General features: G+C 64.2%; 15 protein-coding genes and 1 tRNA gene. 9 read left to right on the forward strand and 7 right to left on the reverse strand.

Translation table 11 applies throughout. The features are described from left to right. The first annotated feature begins 20 nt into the window (after window positions 1-20). The 9 genes from C163_RS03635 (at window position 21) to C163_RS03675 (ending at window position 10675) form a co-directional block, all read left to right on the forward strand. Entirely contained in the window at window positions 21-1487 is a 1467-nt protein-coding gene (locus C163_RS03635) for an NAD-dependent succinate-semialdehyde dehydrogenase (protein WP_025337670.1), read from the forward strand. Window positions 1488-1499: 12 nt separating this feature from the next. Then, window positions 1500-2885: an aspartate aminotransferase family protein gene (locus C163_RS03640; RefSeq protein WP_025337671.1), complete on the forward strand. Its 1386-nt coding sequence runs from the start codon at window positions 1500-1502 to the stop codon at window positions 2883-2885. Window positions 2886-3009: 124 nt separating this feature from the next. Then, on the forward strand, window positions 3010-3630 hold the full coding sequence (gene ycaC / locus C163_RS03645; RefSeq protein WP_010951959.1) for an isochorismate family cysteine hydrolase YcaC: 621 nt from the start codon (window positions 3010-3012) through the stop codon (window positions 3628-3630). 229 nt (window positions 3631-3859) lie between these two features. Next, the gene (ppk2, locus tag C163_RS03650; RefSeq protein WP_025337672.1) at window positions 3860-4678 is read left to right on the forward strand and encodes a polyphosphate kinase 2; all 819 of its coding nucleotides are present in this window, start codon (window positions 3860-3862) and stop codon (window positions 4676-4678) included. A 35-nt stretch (window positions 4679-4713) separates the two neighbouring features. Beyond that, complete coding sequence (locus C163_RS03655; protein ID WP_025337673.1) at window positions 4714-5910, forward strand: monovalent cation:proton antiporter-2 (CPA2) family protein; 1197 nt, start codon at window positions 4714-4716, stop codon at window positions 5908-5910. A 39-nt stretch (window positions 5911-5949) separates the two neighbouring features. Next, window positions 5950-7047, forward strand: a complete 1098-nt coding sequence (locus tag C163_RS03660) for an AI-2E family transporter (RefSeq protein ID WP_025337674.1) — start codon at window positions 5950-5952, stop codon at window positions 7045-7047. Between the two features lie 13 nt (window positions 7048-7060). After that, window positions 7061-8581 carry an efflux transporter outer membrane subunit gene (locus C163_RS03665; RefSeq protein ID WP_025337675.1) on the forward strand — a complete coding sequence of 507 codons (1521 nt, stop codon included), beginning with the start codon at window positions 7061-7063 and terminating at the stop codon, window positions 8579-8581. Then, on the forward strand, window positions 8578-9675 hold the full coding sequence (locus tag C163_RS03670) for an HlyD family secretion protein (RefSeq protein ID WP_025337676.1): 1098 nt from the start codon (window positions 8578-8580) through the stop codon (window positions 9673-9675). The genes C163_RS03665 and C163_RS03670 overlap by 4 nt, the downstream gene beginning before the upstream one ends. After that, the gene (locus C163_RS03675) at window positions 9665-10675 is read left to right on the forward strand and encodes a DUF2955 domain-containing protein (RefSeq protein WP_025337677.1); all 1011 of its coding nucleotides are present in this window, start codon (window positions 9665-9667) and stop codon (window positions 10673-10675) included. The genes C163_RS03670 and C163_RS03675 overlap by 11 nt, the downstream gene beginning before the upstream one ends. 119 nt (window positions 10676-10794) lie before the next feature. Here the strand turns inward: C163_RS03675 and C163_RS03680 are convergent, their stop codons facing one another. The 7 genes from C163_RS03680 to C163_RS03710 all read right to left on the reverse strand — a co-directional run bounded on the left by C163_RS03680 (window position 10795) and on the right by C163_RS03710 (window position 16894). Beyond that, the gene (locus C163_RS03680; protein WP_025337678.1) at window positions 10795-12507 is read right to left on the reverse strand and encodes a SulP family inorganic anion transporter; all 1713 of its coding nucleotides are present in this window, start codon (window positions 12505-12507) and stop codon (window positions 10795-10797) included. A 188-nt stretch (window positions 12508-12695) separates the two neighbouring features. Continuing rightward, the gene (locus C163_RS03685) at window positions 12696-13166 is read right to left on the reverse strand and encodes an OsmC family protein (protein WP_025337679.1); all 471 of its coding nucleotides are present in this window, start codon (window positions 13164-13166) and stop codon (window positions 12696-12698) included. Between the two features lie 161 nt (window positions 13167-13327). Then, complete coding sequence (gene ychF, locus C163_RS03690) at window positions 13328-14428, reverse strand: redox-regulated ATPase YchF (RefSeq protein ID WP_013970895.1); 1101 nt, start codon at window positions 14426-14428, stop codon at window positions 13328-13330. Window positions 14429-14451: 23 nt separating this feature from the next. Then, on the reverse strand, window positions 14452-15036 hold the full coding sequence (pth, locus tag C163_RS03695) for an aminoacyl-tRNA hydrolase (RefSeq protein ID WP_008099045.1): 585 nt from the start codon (window positions 15034-15036) through the stop codon (window positions 14452-14454). 79 nt (window positions 15037-15115) lie between these two features. Further along, entirely contained in the window at window positions 15116-15709 is a 594-nt protein-coding gene (locus C163_RS03700) for a 50S ribosomal protein L25/general stress protein Ctc (protein ID WP_013970896.1), read from the reverse strand. A gap of 121 nt (window positions 15710-15830) precedes the next feature. After that, window positions 15831-16772, reverse strand: a complete 942-nt coding sequence (locus C163_RS03705; RefSeq protein ID WP_003247410.1) for a ribose-phosphate pyrophosphokinase — start codon at window positions 16770-16772, stop codon at window positions 15831-15833. 47 nt (window positions 16773-16819) lie between these two features. Beyond that, window positions 16820-16894 (reverse strand) — tRNA-Gln (locus tag C163_RS03710). Window positions 16895-16907 lie beyond the last annotated feature (13 nt).

Here is a 16907-nt window from a genome sequence, read left to right on the forward strand (position 1 = left end):
ACGAGGTATGGAGAACAGTCATGTCACACCACTACCCATTCAACAGCCTGTGCCACGTCGATGGCCAATGGCTGCACAGCCACAGTGGCAACAGCGTCGCCGTGCATGACCCGGCCAACCGCCAGGTCATCGGCCATGTGCCGCTGCTCGACCATGAGCAGATCGTCGCCGCGGTGGATGCCGCCCAGCGGGCTTTCCCGGCCTGGCGCCAGCAGAGCCTGGACAGCCGCGCTGCGCTGTTGCGGCGCTGGGCCGAATTGATGCTCGAGCACCAGGAGGCTCTGGCGCGCATTCTCAGCGAGGAGCAGGGCAAGCCGCTGGCCGAAGCACGCGGTGAAATCGCCTATGCGGCAAGCTTCATTCCCTGGTTTGCCGAGGAGGCCCGGCGCCTCAACGGGCAGACCATCCCCAGCCATATTCCGGGTGCCCAGCTGAGTACGCTGAAGGAGCCCGTCGGGGTCTGCGCGCTGCTCACCCCGTGGAACTTCCCCAGCGCCATGATCACTCGCAAGGCGGCTGCGGCGTTGGCGGCCGGCTGCACGGTGGTGGTCAAGCCAGCCCACGAAACACCGTTCTCGGCGCTGGCCCTGGCCCAGCTGGCAGAGGACGCCGGCTTCCCGCCGGGGGTGTTCAACGTGGTGATCGGCGAGCCGCAAATGGCCATGGAAACCCTGGTGCGCGACAGCCGCGTGCGGGCGGTCAGCTTCACCGGCTCGACCCGGGTCGGCAAGCTGGTGCTGCAAGCCGCGGCTCAGGATGTGAAGAAAGTGGCGCTGGAGCTGGGCGGCAATGCGCCGTTCATCGTCTGCGCCGATGCCGACCTGGAGCTGGCCGTGCGGGTGGCCGTGGCCGCCAAGTTCCAGACGTCTGGCCAGGACTGCTGCGCGGCCAACCGGATCATGGTGCAGCGGCCGTTGTACGAAGCATTCCTGGCGCGCTTCGCCGAAGCGGTGCGGGCGCTGAAGGTTGGCCCGGCGATGGTCGATGGCGAGGAGACGGCGGCAGAGGTCGGCCCGTTGATGCACCAGGCCGCGTTCGATGCCACCCAGGCCCGGGTCGAGGACGCCCTGCAGCGTGGCGCCCGGCGCCTGGTCGGTGGCGAGGGCCATGCGCTGGGTGGCTGGTTCTTCCAGCCGACGGTGCTTGCCGATGTCACGCCGGCGATGCGCATCTACCAGGAAGAAAACTTCGCGCCGATTGCCGGGGTCATGCCGTTCGACACGCTGGAGCAGGCCATCACCATGGCCAATGACACCGAGTACGGTCTGGCTGCCTACATCGTCGGCAACCGCCTCGATGTGGTGCACCCGCTGGTGCGCCGGCTCGACCACGCGATGGTGGCGATCAACGGCGTCAAGTTCACCGGCCACCCCATCCCGTTCGGCGGTATGAAGGCCTCGGGCCTGGGCCGCGAAGGCGGCAGCGAGGGCTTCGAACCCTTCGTCGAAACCAAATACGTTTGCTTGCACCACCACGGTCAGTTCTAAGGAGTGTTTGCCATGAGCCAAGATTTCAGCCAGCTGTTCGAACAGGACCGCGCCCACTTCATGCACCCCTCGACCCACGCCCATGATCACGCCAGCGGCGCGCTCAAGGGCCGGATCATCACCGGTGCCGAGGGCATCCGCCTGCGTGACCATGAAGGCCGTGAACTGATCGACGCCTTCGCCGGCCTGTACTGCGTGAACATCGGTTACGGGCGTACCGAGGTCGCTGACGCTATCCATCGCCAGGCCAAGGAGCTGGCGTATTACCACACCTATGTCGGCCACTCGACCGAAGCGATCATCGAGCTTTCCAGCCGCATCATCGACTGGGCGCCGGCCGGGATGAAAAAGGTCTATTACGGCCTGTCGGGGTCTGATGCCAACGAGACCCAGGTCAAGCTGGTGCGCTACTACAACAACATCCTCGGTCGCCCACTCAAGAAGAAGATCATCTCTCGCGACCGCGGCTATCACGGCTCGGGCATCATGACCGGCAGCCTTACCGGCCTGCCCAGCTTCCACCAGCATTTCGACCTGCCGGTGGAGGGCGTCAAGCATACGGTCTGCCCGCACTGGTACCGCAAGGCACCGGCCGGCATGGATGAGCAGGCCTTCGTGCGCTATTGCGCCGACGAGCTGGAGCAACTGATCCTGGCCGAAGGGCCCGACACCGTCGCCGCGTTCATTGGCGAGCCGCTGATGGGCACCGGTGGCATCATCGTGCCGCCGAAGGGCTACTGGAAGGCGATCCAGGCCGTGCTCGATCGCTACGACGTGCTGTTGATCGCCGACGAAGTGGTGTGCGCCTTCGGCCGCCTGGGCTCGAAGATGGGCAGCCAGCGCTACGACATCCGCCCGGACCTGATCACCACGGCCAAGGGCCTGACCAGCGCCTATGCGCCTCTGTCGGCAGTGATCGTTGGTGAGAAGGTGTGGAACGTGATCGAAGAGGGCTCGCAGAAGGCCGGCCCGATGGGCCACGGCTGGACCTACTCCGGGCACCCGATCTGCGCGGCGGCGGCGCTGGCCAACCTGGATATTCTCGAGCGCGAGAACCTGACCGAGAATGCCGAAGTGGTGGGGGCATACCTGAACCGGCGCATGCGCGAAACCTTCGAAGGCCACCCGCTGGTAGGTGAAGTACGGGGTGACGGCATGCTTTGCGCGGTCGAGTTCATGGCCGATCGCGAGGCGCGCACGGCGTTCGACCCGGCGTTGAAAGTCGGGCCACAGGTGTCGGCAGCGTGCCTTGAGCGCGGGATGATCGCCCGGGCCATGCCGCATGGTGACATTCTCGGTTTTGCACCACCGTTGGTGCTGAACCAGGAGGATGCCGAAAAGATCGTCGCCATCACCAAGGCGGCGGTCGATGAGGTGGCTGGCAAGGTGCTCGGCTGAGCATTGCAGGGGCCGCCATGCGGCCCCATCGCCGGCCTCGGCAGGCGAACCGACTGACGGTCCCACCCATCCCGCATCCTTGCCTACGCTGATATTCCAACCCGCTGAAGCAAGGAGAACCGTCATGGCCTTCCAATACAAGCGTCTGGACAAGAACAACGCCGCCGTGCTGCTGGTTGACCACCAGACCGGCCTGCTCTCGCTGGTAAGGGACATCGACCCCGACCGCTTCAAGAACAACGTCCTGGCCCTGTCGGACCTGGCCAAGTACTTCAAGCTGCCGACCATTCTCACCACCAGTTTCGAGACCGGCCCCAACGGGCCGCTGGTGCCCGAACTGAAAGAGCAGTTCCCCGACGCCCCGTACATCGCCCGGCCTGGCAACATCAACGCCTGGGACAACGAGGACTTCGTCAAGGCCGTCAAGGCCACCGGCAAGAAGCAGTTGCTGATCGCCGGCGTGGTGACCGAAGTGTGCGTGGCCTTCCCGGCACTGTCGGCGCTGGAGGAGGGCTTCGAGGTATTCGTCGTCACCGATGCCTCCGGCACCTTCAACGAACTGACCCGTGACTCGGCCTGGCGGCGCATGGAGGCCGCCGGGGCGCAACTGATGACCTGGTTCGGCGTGGCCTGCGAACTGCACCGTGACTGGCGTAACGACATCGAAGGGCTGGGGACCCTGTTCTCCAACCATATTCCGGATTACCGCAACCTGATGACCAGCTACAACAAACTGGCCAAGTAATCCGGCCTCGAAGGCACCCCGTACCCTGTGGGAGCGGGTTCACCCGCGAATGCGTCGGTAGCTTCAATGACGCATTCGCGGGTAAATCCGCTCCCACACCCTCCCCGGAACACTCACCAGCACCTGCAGAATCAATGAGATAGAAGCAAGCCTGCGAAATCCACAAGCGAAGCGGCAAACTGCCATGGATCGACCATACTGACTCTTCATTCGCCCTCAGGAGAGTGCCATGTCGAAGTCGTCCAGGAAAAAAGACCTCAAGGACCAGCCGGAGAAACTGGGCGGCAAGGCGTACGAGAAGGCACTCAAGCAGCTGCATGTGGAACTGGTGAAGCTGCAGGAATGGGTGGTGGCCAAGGGCCTGAAGGTGTGCATTGTCTTCGAGGGCCGCGATGGCGCCGGCAAGGGCGGTACCATCAAGGCCATCACCGAGCGCGTCAGCCCGCGAGTATTCCGCGTGGTGGCGCTGCCGGCACCGACCGAGCGGGAAAAGACCCAGATGTATGTGCAACGCTACCTGGGCCACCTGCCTGCCGCGGGCGAGGTAGTGATCTTCGACCGCAGCTGGTACAACCGCGCCGGTGTCGAGCGGGTGATGGGCTTTTGCAGCGAAGAACAGAGCAGCAAGTTTCTCACCGTGGTGCCGCTGTTCGAAAAGATGATGGTCGAGTCGGGGATCATCCTCATCAAGTACTGGCTGGAGGTCAGCGCCGAAGAGCAGACCCGCCGCCTGCAGGACCGCATCAACGATGGCCGCAAGCTGTGGAAGCTGTCGCCGATGGACCTCAAGTCGTACACACGCTGGGATGAATACACCCGGGCCCGCGACGACATGTTCGCCGCCTCCGACTCCTCATGGGCACCGTGGTTCATGGCCCATTCCAACGACAAGCGCCGTGCCCGGCTGAACATCATCAGCCATCTGCTGACGCGCGTTCCCTACAAGGACATTACCCGCGACGGGCTGGTGAAGTTGCCCAAGCGCGGCAAGATCGGCAAATACAAGGCCGTCAACTACCCGTTCAAAGTCGTCGAAGAGCGTTTCTGATCTCTCCCCGCGGGGAGCAGCGAGGGTGCGAGCCTATGCCACATGATGGCAGCCTGTTGCAGGCGACGGTGGTGTTCCTGCTGGCCGTGGTGCTTCTGGTACCGCTGGCGCAGCGTTTGAAAATGGGGGCGGTGCCCGGCTATCTGCTGGCGGGCATCCTGATAGGGCCATCGGTGTTTGGCCTGCTGAATAACCCGGATAACGTGGCACGCCTGTCGGAGATGGGTGTGGTGATGCTGCTGTTCGTCATCGGCCTGGAGCTGTCGCCGCGGCGTTTGTGGAGCATGCGCCGGGCGCTGTTTGGCGTCGGCTCGCTACAAGTGGGCCTGAGCGCTGTGGTGCTTGGCCTGCTGGCGTACTGGCTGTTCGGCCAGTCCAAGCCGGCTGCCATCGTGCTGGGCCTGGGCCTGGCGCTGTCGTCCACCGCGTTTGGCCTGCAGGTACTGGCCGAGCGCAAGGACCTGGGCAAGCCGCACGGCCGCCTGGCCGTGGCGATCCTGCTGTTCCAAGACATTGCCGCGATCCCGCTGATTGCCGTGGTGCCGCTGCTCGGTGGTGATGTCAGCACCGCCGACGAAGGTGCCTGGCCGGTGCTGGCGGTGGTGGTTGGCATAGGTGTGCTGATCATCTTTGGTCGCTACCTGTTGACCCCTGTCTTCAAATGGACAGTCGGTTCGGGCCTGCCCGAGCTGTCGACCGCTACCGCCTTGCTGGTGGTGCTGGGCACCGCCTGGGTGATGGAGCACGTGGGCGTGTCGATGGCGCTGGGGGCATTTCTGGCGGGCGTGTTGATGGCCGAGTCGCCTTTCCGCCACGAACTGGAAACCCAGATCGAGCCCATCAAGGGTTTGCTGCTGGGGCTGTTCTTCGTTGGCGTGGGGATGAGCGCCGACCTGCGCTTGCTGTTCGGCATGCCGTTAATGGTGCTGGGGCTGACCCTGCTGCTGGTGGTCATCAAGCTGCCGCTGCTGTATGGCCTGGGCCGCACGGCGGGTGGGCTGAACCAGGCCCAGGCGCTGTGCCTGGGCGTGGTGCTGGCGTCTGGCGGCGAGTTTGCCTTCGTGGTGTTCAAGCTGGCGCTGGACCATCAGGTGCTGGCGCAGCAGGTGCATGACCTGCTGGTGCTGGCCATCACCTTGTCGATGGCGGTAGTGCCGTTGGTAATGATGGCCCTGGCGCGCCAGTTGCGTGACGACAGCCCGTCACAAGCAACCCCTGAAGCGGGCCACTGAATCGCGCCACACGGCGCACCTGGAGTTCGGAGGTGAAGCATGCAACCGGGTATCAAGCTGGACAGCCGCCTGTCGCGGGGCTTGCTCGATGTGCTCATCAAGGCCGGCCTGGTGGCTGCGCTGGTGATATTCGCCTTCCAGACGTTCCAGCCGTTCCTGGAGCTGATGCTGTGGTCGGTGATCCTGGCGGTGACCTTGTACCCGTTGTATTGCCGCATCCAGCGCCGCACAGGGCTCAAGGACGGGCTTTCGGCGACGCTGGTGGTTCTGCTGGTACTGGTCGTGCTGCTGGTGCCGATCTACCTGGTGGTGATGTCCATCGGCGAATCGGTGGACAGCCTGGTGACGCTGCTGAAAAGCGGGGCATGGAGCGTGCCGGCGCCTCCCGATTCGGTGGCGGCCTGGCCGCTGATCGGGCCGAAGGTGCATGCCCTGTGGCTGGCAGCCTCGGAAAACATGGCCGGTGTGCTGAACCAGTGGATGCCCCAGCTCAAGGATGCCGGGCGCACGGTGCTGGGGGCTGCAGCCAGCGCGGGCGGCGCGTTCCTGTTGTTCATCGCGGCGATCATCGTCTCGGGCATCATCATGGCGTTCGGTGACCGCGGCGAAATCGCGGCGCAGCGCATCGCCATGCGGGTGTCGGGCGAGGAGCGCGGCAAGCCACTGGCCAAGCTGTGCACCGCCACCATTCGCGCGGTGGCCCAGGGCGTGATCGGCATTGCCTTCATCCAGATGCTGCTGATCGGTGTCGGCTTCGTCATCAAAGGGGTACCGGGGGCCGGGATGCTGGCCATCGTCATCCTCATGCTGGGGATTGCCCAGGCACCGGCCACGTTGATCACGGTGCCGGTGATCATCTACATCTTCAACGTCGAAGGCTTTACCGTGGCGACCATCATCTTCGCCATCTACAGCTTCGTCGCCGGGCTTGCCGACAACGTGCTCAAGCCGCTGCTGCTGGGGCGCGGGGTGGATGTGCCGATGCCGGTGGTGCTGATCGGGGCACTGGGCGGCATGGTGGTCAAAGGCATCATCGGCCTGTTCATCGGCCCGGTGATCCTGGGCGTCACTTATGTACTGTTCTGGCAATGGGTGGCGCTGCAGGTGCCGGAAAACCCCGTCGAGCCGTCGGCGTGAGCCAAGGCCTGCCATGCCCGGACGCCTCTGTGGTTGTGCACTGAGCCTGGCTGCCACGTTGGTGGGCTGTACCCAGGTCGGCCCGGATTTCCAGCCGCCGCAGGACCCGTGGCTGAGCACCTGGAACACCCCGCTGCTGGAGCAAGCCGGGCAGCAGGCCGCGGCGCCCGACCTGCGCCAGTGGTGGGCCGTGTTCGCCGACTCGGCCCTGGATGCCTTGATCGCCGAGGCCGATGCCAACAACAGCAACCTGCGCGTGGCCGGCTTGCGCATTGCCGAAGCCCGCGCCCAGTTGGCCATCGTGCAGACCGGGCGTTATCCACAGCTGCAGCAGCTGCGCGCTCAGAGCCTGTACCTGAAGCAGGACCAGTCCGGCACTGCCACCGCGCGTGACTCGGTGTTCTGGCAATCCAGCGCGGGCTTCGACATCGGCTGGGAAATCGACTTCTGGGGGCGCTTCAGCCGCGCCATCGAAAGCGCCGACGCCGTCTACTTCGCCTCCCAGGCCAATTACGCCGATGCCATGCTGCTGTTGCGTGCGCAGGTGGCCGACACCTACTTTGCCCTGCGCACCACCGAGGCGCGGCTGGATATCGCCGAAGAAAACGCCCGCCGCCAGGCGCGCAGCCTGGAGATAACCGAGCGGCTGTTCCGTCATGGCGAAAACGACGAACTCGACTGGCAACAGGCGCGCACCCAGTACCTGGCTACCCAGGCCACCATCCCCGAGTTTCAGAACCAGCTCAATGCCCTGCGCAATGTGCTGTGCTCGCTGCTGGGCCGGCCGCCCGGGCCGCTGCCACAGCTGGATGCCGGCCACGGCCAGCTGCCATTGCCGGACCGTGCTGTGCTGCAGGGCGTGCCCGCCAGCCTGCTGCAGCGTCGCCCGGACATCCGCGCCGCCGAGCAGGCGGTGGCGGCGCAGTCGGCGCTGGTCGGGGTGGCCGAGGCCGACCTTTATCCACAACTGAGCCTGCTGGGCAGCATCGGCTGGAGCTTCGTCACGGCCAATCACCTGCCCGATACCTTCGACATCGCCGCCGGGCCCAGCCTGATCTGGAACCCGTTCGACTACGGCCGGCGCAAGAACGCCGTGCGCGTAGAAGATGCCCGCCTGCAGCAACTGATCGAGCTGTATCACCAAGGCGTGCGCGAAGCCGCCCGCGAGGCCGACGATGCCGCCAGCGGGCTGGTGCGCTCGCTGCAGAGCGCAAGCATCCGCGACCAGGCCTCCCAGGCCGCGCAGCGCTCGCTGAACCTGGCCAGCTCGCAGTACCGCGAAGGCTTTGCCGACTTCCAGCGCGTGCTCGACGCCCAGCAACTGCTGCTGCAGCAACAGGACGGCTACCTGGTCAGCCGCGGCAATGCCGTCAGCAGCCTGGTGACGCTGTACAAGGCCCTGGGCGGCGGCTGGGACGCCAGCCGCGCACCGATCGACCCGGCCACCCGCCAGCAGATGCAGCAACGCACAGATTGGGGCGAACTGCTCGACGAGCCAGCCCCCAGCGCACATGCACAAGGTGAAACGAAATGAGCGACGCTACGCCGACGCCACCCCCGCCAGCCCCCGATCGCGGCATGCGCTGGGTGCTGCTGCTGATTGCCGTGAGCCTGCTGTGGTACCTGCTGGCCGACCGTTTCACGCCCTATACCCAGCAGGCCCGCCTGCAGGCCTACGTGGTGCCGGTGAGTGCCGAGGTGGCCGGGCAGGTGAAGCGTGTGGCGGTGGGCAACAACCAGGAAGTACGCAAGGGCGATGTGCTGTTCGAACTGGACCAGGAACAGTACCGCATCGCCCTGGCCCGCGCCGAAGCCGACCTGGACACGGTACGCCGGCAGATCGGCGCCCACACCGCTGGCATCGACTCGGCCCAGGCGGCGCTGTTGGCGGCCCAGGCCAACGAACGCAAGGCGCGGCAGGACGCCGAGCGGCTCAAGCGCCTGATCGATGAAGACCCGGGCACGGTGTCGGTACGCCGCCTGGAGGGTGCCCAGGCCAACCGCGATCAGGCCATCAGCCAGGTCGCGGCAGCCCGTGCCGAAGTGGAGCGGGCCCGTGAGCAGCAGGGCGGGGCGCAGGACGACAACGCCCAACTGCGCAGCGCGGCGGCCAATGTGGAAAAAGCCCGGCTGGACCTGGCGCGCACCGTGGTACGCGCCGATGCAAACGGGCTGATCACCGACCTGCGCACCGACGTTGGCCACTATGTCGGCGCCGGCAGCCCGATGATGACCCTGATCGCCATCCATGACGTGTGGATAAGTGCCGACATGACCGAGAACAACCTCGGTCGGCTGCGCCCTGAAACCCCGGTGCTGGTAGTGCTCGATGCGCTGCCCGGCACGGTGTTGAAGGGGCGCATTCGCAGCATCGGCTACGGCGTGAGCGTGGGCCAGAGCAACCCGCCGGGCACGTTGCCGACCGTGCAGAACAGCCGCGAGTGGCTGCGCTCGGCGCAGCGTTTCCCGGTGATCGTCGAACTGGAGCGTGACCAGTTGCAGGACAAGAGCGGTTTGCGGGTCGGCGGCCAGGCCGAAGTCATGGCCCTGCCAACCGAGGGCAACCCTTTGAACCTGCTGGGCCGGCTGTTCATGTGGCTGATGAGCTGGCTGTCGTATGCCTATTGAGCTGCGCCGCCTGCGCGCCCTGCGCCTGGCCTGGGGCGTGGCGCTGTGCCTGGCGGTGAGTTTCGGCGTCGGCTTGCCGGTGCCGATCCTGGCGCCGGTGTTCGCGGTGTTGTTGCTGGCCATGCGCAGCCAGCCCTTGCCCCTGCGTGCGGCCCCGGCCCTGGCGGTGCTGGTGCTGCTTGCCTGCGGTAGCGGGCTGCTGCTGATTCCGCTGCTGCGCCATGCCCCGGTGAGTGGGGTGTTGCTGGTGGGGGTGGGGGTTTTCCTGACCTTGCGTTACGCGCTGAAAGGCGGCAACGGCCTGCTGGCCAATTTGCTGGTGATCGGCCTGACCATGATCGCTGCCGCCGGCACCAGCGACTTCAGCCTGGCGCTGTCGGTGGTCGAAGCGCTGGCCAAAGGCATGCTGCTGGCGGTGCTGGGTACCGCGGCAGCGCATGTGCTGTTTCCAGAGCCGGCCGATGCGCCGGCGCAACCGGCACCGCCTCTGCTCGACAGTGACCAGGTGAGCTGGGTCGCCTTGCGTGCCACGCTGATCGTCATGCCGGCCTTTTTGCTGGCGCTGATCGCACCGGACCAGTACATGCCGCTGATCATGAAGGCAGTGAGCCTGGGGCAGCAGGCCGGCGAAACCCGCGCACGGCATGCCAGCCGCGAGCTTATCGGCTCGACCTTGCTTGCCGGGTTGCTGGCGATACTGACGTGGGGCGCGTTGAGCCTGTTCGTGCACCTGTGGATGTTTTTCCTGTGGGTGCTGCTCTTCGTTCTCTGGCAGGGGCGCAGGCTCTACCGTGCGGTGGATACCAGGCAAAGCCCGGCGTACTGGGTGAGCTGCCTGACGACCATGCTGATCTTGCTGGGGCAGTCGGTGCAGGACAGCGCGGGCGGGCAGGATGTGTACCGCGCCTTTGCTGTGCGCATGGCGCTGTTTCTGGCGGTGTCGGTGTATGCCAGTGCCATGCTCATATGGATTGATCGGCGGCGGGTTCGGACTGCTTAGTTCTTCTGTAATGGCCTCTTCGCGGGCACGCCCGCTCCCACAGGTACAGCGACAACCTTGAGGTTTGTGCGGTCCCTGTGGGAGCGGGCATGCCCGCGAAGAGGCCGGCCCAGGAAAACCTAGGGTTTCCAGTCAACCCCACTCTCTTCCAGGTAGGCATCCACCGCTGCCCCAACAGTGGGATGAAACGCCGACTCCCCCATATGCTCGAACAACTCGAACTGCCGCATCTTGTCCTTTACCGGGTCCTTCATCTCGGCAAACTGCAACTCCACCCCCCGCGCCTCCAGCGCCCGGTCCAGTTCGGCCAGCATGTCCGCCGAGGTGATATCGATGCTGGTCACCGGCTCTGCCGCAATCACCAGCCGTTGAACCGGGGTAGGCGATGCATCCACCGCCGCCATCACCGTGCTCTGGAACTGCTCGGCATTGGCAAAGAACAGCGGTGCATCCCAACGCAGCAGCACCAGCCCCGGAATGCGTCGGGCCTGTGGATAACGCTGCACATCATGGTAACCGCGGGTGCCATCCACCCGTCCCAGCACCGCATGATGCGGCCGCCAGCCGTCCCACAGGAACTCGATCACCGATATCGCCACGGCAATGCAGATGCCGGGGATGGCCCCGAATACCGCTACGCCGACGAAGCAGGTGAACGACAGCCAGAACTCCCATTGCTGCATGCGGAAGATGCGCTTGAGGTCGGCAAACTCGAACAGGCCCAACGCTGCGGCAATCACCACCGCCGCCAGGGCGCTGTTGGGCAGGTGTTGCATCAGGTTGGGCGCCACCAGCAGCAACAGCGTCACCGCCAGCGCGCCGATGATGCCGGTGAGCTGGGTCTGCGAGCCGGCCGCTTCGGCCACGGGGGTGCGTGACGAACTGCTGCTGATGGGGATGCCCTGGAACAGCCCCGAGGCCAGGTTGGCCACGCCCAGGCCGAACATTTCCTGGTTGGGGTTGACCGGGGTCTTCATGCGCGCGGCGTAGGAACGTGACAGCACGCTGGTATCGGCGAACGACACCAGTGCCACCGCGATGCCGCCGAGCAGTACCTCCACCAGGTCGATATCGCTGACCCAGGGGAACACGAAGCTGGGCAGCCCCTGGGGCAGTTCGCCGAGCACTTTCACGCCTTGCTGGTCGAGCCCCAGCAGGCTCACCGCAAGCGTGGCCAGCACCACTGCAATGAGAATGGCCGGCAGGCGCTTGAACGGCTTGAGCAGCAGGATCAGCGCCAGGCTACCGCCACCGACCACGAAGCTTGTCCAATGGCCCTGGCCGGCGAGCAAGGCCTGGATCAGGTTCCAGGTATCCCGCAGCGGGCCCTGGCTGTCAACCGACAGACCGAACAGTTTGGGTAACTGGCTGATCAGCACCGTGAGGGCTATGCCGTTCATGTAGCCATAGCGGATCGGCTTGGACAGCAACTCTGTGATGAAGCCCAGGCGCAGCAGACCGGCGATCACGCAGAACGCCCCGGCCACCAGGGCCATCATGCTGGCGATGGCGATTGCCCGTTGCGGGTCGCTGGCGGCGTACTGCACCACCACCGCCAGGATCGGCGCGGCCAGTGCCGAGTCCGGGCCCAGCACCAGGATGCGGCTGGGGCCGAACAGGGCATAGGCCAGCAGCGGGATGATGGTGGCGTACAGCCCGTAGATGCCGGGCACGCCAGACGCTTCGGCATAGGCGATGCCCACCGGCACCAGCATGGTGGTGAGCACCAGGCCGGCGGCGATGTCTTTGGGCAGCCAGGCGGGTTGGTAGTGGAGCAGGGTGACCAGGCCGGGTAACCAGCGTTGCCAGTCGAGGCGGGGTTTTTCAGGCATGGGGCGTGCGTCCGGGGGAGGGTGCTGAATCACAGCTTAGATGCTGAATTCCGGGGCCGCTCTGCGGCCCTTTCGCGACACAAGGCCGCTCCTACAGGGGAATGCGTTGGTTCAGTCGACGCGTTCCCCTGTAGGAGCGGCCTTGTGTCGCGATGGGCTGCGAAGCAGCCCCGACAATCTCAAACCATCTACCCAAGCGTTACCACCGCCGCGCACTCAACCGGGAAATTCACTGAGTTGGCAATGAAGCACTCACGGTGCGCATCTTCATGCAAACGCAGGGCAACCTCATGATCCGAGTCGGCACTAATAGTCACCTGCGGGCGCAGTTGTACATGGGTAAAGCGGCCTTTGCCCTGTGTGTCGCCTTCCACCATGCGCCCCAAGGGCCTGTCGACATATGCCAGCACTTTCACCTCGTTCACTGCGCACAGATGCAGGTACCAGAGCTTGTGACATGCCGACAGCGATGCCACCAGCAGGTCTTCAGGGTTCCAGCGCTGCGGGTCACCGCGGAATGCCGGGTCTGCCGAGCCGGCGAAGGGCATTTTCCCTGTTGCTTCGATGCTGAAGTTTCGGCTGTAGGCGGTGTAGCTGGAGGTACCTTCGCCCTTGTTGCCGGTCCAGGTAACCTGAACCTCGTACTGGTGTTCTTTCATCGTTCCTCCTTGGATTGATCAGTCACACGGCAGGCTACGCTGACCTGTGGGAGCTGCTAAAGCCCCACACAGGGTGCGCGGGCCGCTTGCCAGATGCCAGAAAAAACAAAACCCCTTGAGGCGTTGGCCTCAAGGGGTTCGTGGGTACTGCAGTCTGCCGCTTAGACGTTGAAGCGGAAGTGCATCACATCACCGTCCTTGACGATGTAGTCCTTGCCTTCCAAACGCCATTTACCGGCTTCCTTGGCACCGCTCTCACCCTTGAACTGGATGAAGTCGTCATAGGCCACCACTTCAGCGCGGATGAAGCCTTTTTCGAAGTCGGTGTGGATCACGCCAGCGGCTTGTGGTGCAGTGGCACCGACGCGCACGGTCCAGGCACGTACTTCCTGCACGCCAGCAGTGAAGTAGGTCTGCAGGTTCAGCAGCTCGTAACCGGCGCGGATAACGCGGTTCAGGCCAGGTTCTTCCAGGCCCAGGGCTTCGAGGAACATGTCCTTCTCTTCACCGTCTTCCAGCTCGGCGATTTCCGCTTCGATCTTGTTGCACACCGGCACCACTACCGCGCCTTCTTCCTCGGCGATGGCCTTGACCACGTCCAGGTGCGGGTTGTTGTCGAAGCCGTCTTCGGCCACGTTGGCGATGTACATGACCGGCTTGCTGGTCAGCAGGTGGAAGCCGCGGATGACCGCCTTGTCTTCGGCGCTCATGTTCTTCATCAAGCTGCGCGCAGGCTTGCCTTCGGTGAAGTGCGGGATCAGCTGTTCGAGGATGGCCTTCTGCGCCAGGGCTTCCTTGTCGCCGCCCTTGGCGTTGCGGGCAACCTTCTGCAGTTGCTTCTCGCAACTGTCGAGGTCGGCGAAGATCAGCTCGAGGTCGATGATCTCGATGTCACGCTTGGGGTCGACGCTGTTGGAAACGTGGATCACGTTCTCGTCTTCGAAGCAGCGCACCACGTGGGCAATGGCGTCGGTCTCGCGGATGTTGGCGAGGAACTTGTTGCCCAGGCCTTCGCCCTTCGAGGCACCAGCCACCAGGCCGGCGATGTCGACGAACTCCATGGTGGTCGGCAGGATGCGGTTTGGCTTGACGATCTCAGCCAGTGCATTCAAGCGAGCATCGGGCATCGGCACGATGCCGCTGTTAGGCTCGATGGTGCAGAAGGGGAAGTTCTCCGCCGCGATGCCAGACTTGGTCAGGGCGTTGAACAGGGTGGACTTGCCGACGTTGGGCAGGCCGACGATGCCGCAATTGAAACCCATGGGTATTCCCCTCTCTAAGGAAATCAGGCCTTCTGGCTGTGCAGCTCGCGCATCGCCTTGGCGAAGTCGCCGGCAAGCACGTCCGGCAGCACGCCGAGGGCAAAATCGATGCTGGCGTCGAGCTTCTCCTGCTCGGCGCGCGGCGCGCGGCCCAGGACGAAGTTGGAAACCAGTTTGGCGTCGCCCGGGTGGCCGATGCCAAGCCGCAGGCGGTGGAAGTCGTTCTGGTTGCCGAGCTGCGCGATGATGTCGCGCAGGCCGTTGTGCCCACCATGGCCACCGCCGCGCTTGAGCTTGGCGACGCCCGGGGGCAGGTCGAGTTCGTCATGCGCCACCAGGATCGCTTCCGGCTTGATGCGGAAGAAATTGGCCAAGGCCGCCACGGACTGGCCGCTACGGTTCATGTAGGTGGTGGGGATGAGCAGACGAACGTCGTTGCCCTGATGGCTGAACTTAGCCGTCAGGCCGAAATATTTGCGGTCAGCGGTCAACGAGACGCGCTGGGCGCTGGCAATGCGTTCAACGAAAAGAGCCCCTGCGTTATGCCGGGTCTGTTCGTATTCGGGGCCGGGGTTACCCAGGCCGACGATCAACTGGATGGCGGTCACGTCAGGGGCTCTTCCTTGGAGTTGGTGGGTTACAGGGCGCGCGGCACTGTAACCCGATCAACGCCGGCGTGCGAGTGGATTACTCGGCAGCGCCTTCTGCTTCTGGAGCAACGCGTGGAGCGTGAACGTTGGCAACAGCTTTGTCATCACCGTGGGCCAGAGCTACGAACTCTACGCCTTTCGGAGCTTTCAGGTCCGACAGGTGGATGATGGTGCCGATTTCAGCGTTGGCCAGGTCGACTTCGATGAACTCAGGCAGGTCTTTGGCTTCGCAGGAAACTTCGATCTCGGCTTCTACGTGGGAGATCTCGCCGCCTTTCTTGACCGGGGCTTCTTCGTTGATGAAGTGAACCGGTACCTTGGCGGTCAGTTTCTGGCCAGCAACGACGCGAACGAAGTCGGCGTGCATGATGAAACCTTTGGCCGGGTGGCGCTGCAGAGCCTTGACCACGACGTTTTGCTTGGCGCCGTCGACGTTCAGTTCCAGAACGTGGCTGAAGGCAGCCTCGTTTTCGAACAGCTTGGTGATTTCCTTGGCCAGGATGGTCAGGGACTGGGCGTCCTGGTTACCACCGTAGACAACGGCTGGGATGTTCGCGGAGTGACGCAGGCGGCGGCTCGCACCTTTCCCCAGGTCAGTACGCGCTTGGGCGTTCAGAGTGAATTCGGTCATTTTGTTTCTCCAAAATAGCCCCCCGAGGGCGTTTGCGACCAGCGCCAACGGGGATGGCAAAAAAGCCCCGCCCCAACAACCAGTGTTGGGGCGGGGCGCTTTTCGTCAGCGTGTGTTCCGCTTAGCGGAACATCGCGCTGATCGATTCTTCGTTGCTGATGCGGCGGACCGCTTCAGCGACAACCGGTGCGATATCCAACTGGCGGATACGGTCACAGGCTTGAGCAGCGGCGGACAGCGGAACGGTGTTGGTCACCACCAGCTCGTCCAGTACCGACTTCTCGATGTTCTCGATCGCGCGGCCCGACAGGACAGGGTGCGTGCAGTAGGCGTAAACCTTGGCAGCGCCGTGTTCTTTCAGGGCTTTGGCCGCGTGGCACAGGGTGCCGGCGGTGTCGACCATGTCGTCTACCAGGATGCAGGTGCGCCCTTCGACGTCGCCGATGATGTGCATCACCTCGGAGTGGTTAGCCTTCTCGCGGCGCTTGTCGATGATACCCAGGTCGACGCCCAGGGACTTGGCGACGGCACGTGCGCGCACGACACCACCGATGTCCGGGGAGACGATCATCAGGTTCTCGAAACGCTGGTCCTCGATATCGTCGACCAGTACGGGCGAGCCGTAGATGTTGTCGACCGGGATATCGAAGAAACCCTGGATCTGGTCAGCGTGCAGGTCGACGGTGAGTACACGGTCGATACCTACGACAGTGAGCATGTCAGCGACGACTTTGGCGCTGATGGCTACACGTGCCGAACGCGGACGGCGGTCCTGGCGGGCGTATCCGAAGTAAGGAATCACGGCGGTGATTCGGGATGCTGAGGAGCGGCGGAAGGCGTCGGCCATCACTACCAGTTCCATCAGGTTATCGTTGGTCGGGGCACAGGTCGGCTGAATAATGAAGACGTCTTTACCGCGGACATTTTCATTGATCTCAGTGCTGATCTCGCCGTCGGAGAACTTACCGACAGAGACGTCACCGAGAGGGATATGCAGCTGACGTACGACACGCCGAGCCAGATCGGGGTTGGCATTCCCCGTAAAGACCATCATCTTGGACACGCGCAGTACCTGAAGGCTGAGGGTAACCTGGATGAGTATAAGGAAAATGGCAGGGGCGGCTGGATTCGAACCAACGCATGGCAGGATCAAAACCTGCTGCCTTACCGCTTGGCGACGCCCCTGTATCTGTTGCTG

This window comes from Pseudomonas sp. FGI182, from assembly GCF_000511325.1.
GTDB classification, from domain to species: Bacteria; Pseudomonadota; Gammaproteobacteria; order Pseudomonadales; family Pseudomonadaceae; genus Aquipseudomonas; species Aquipseudomonas putida_Z.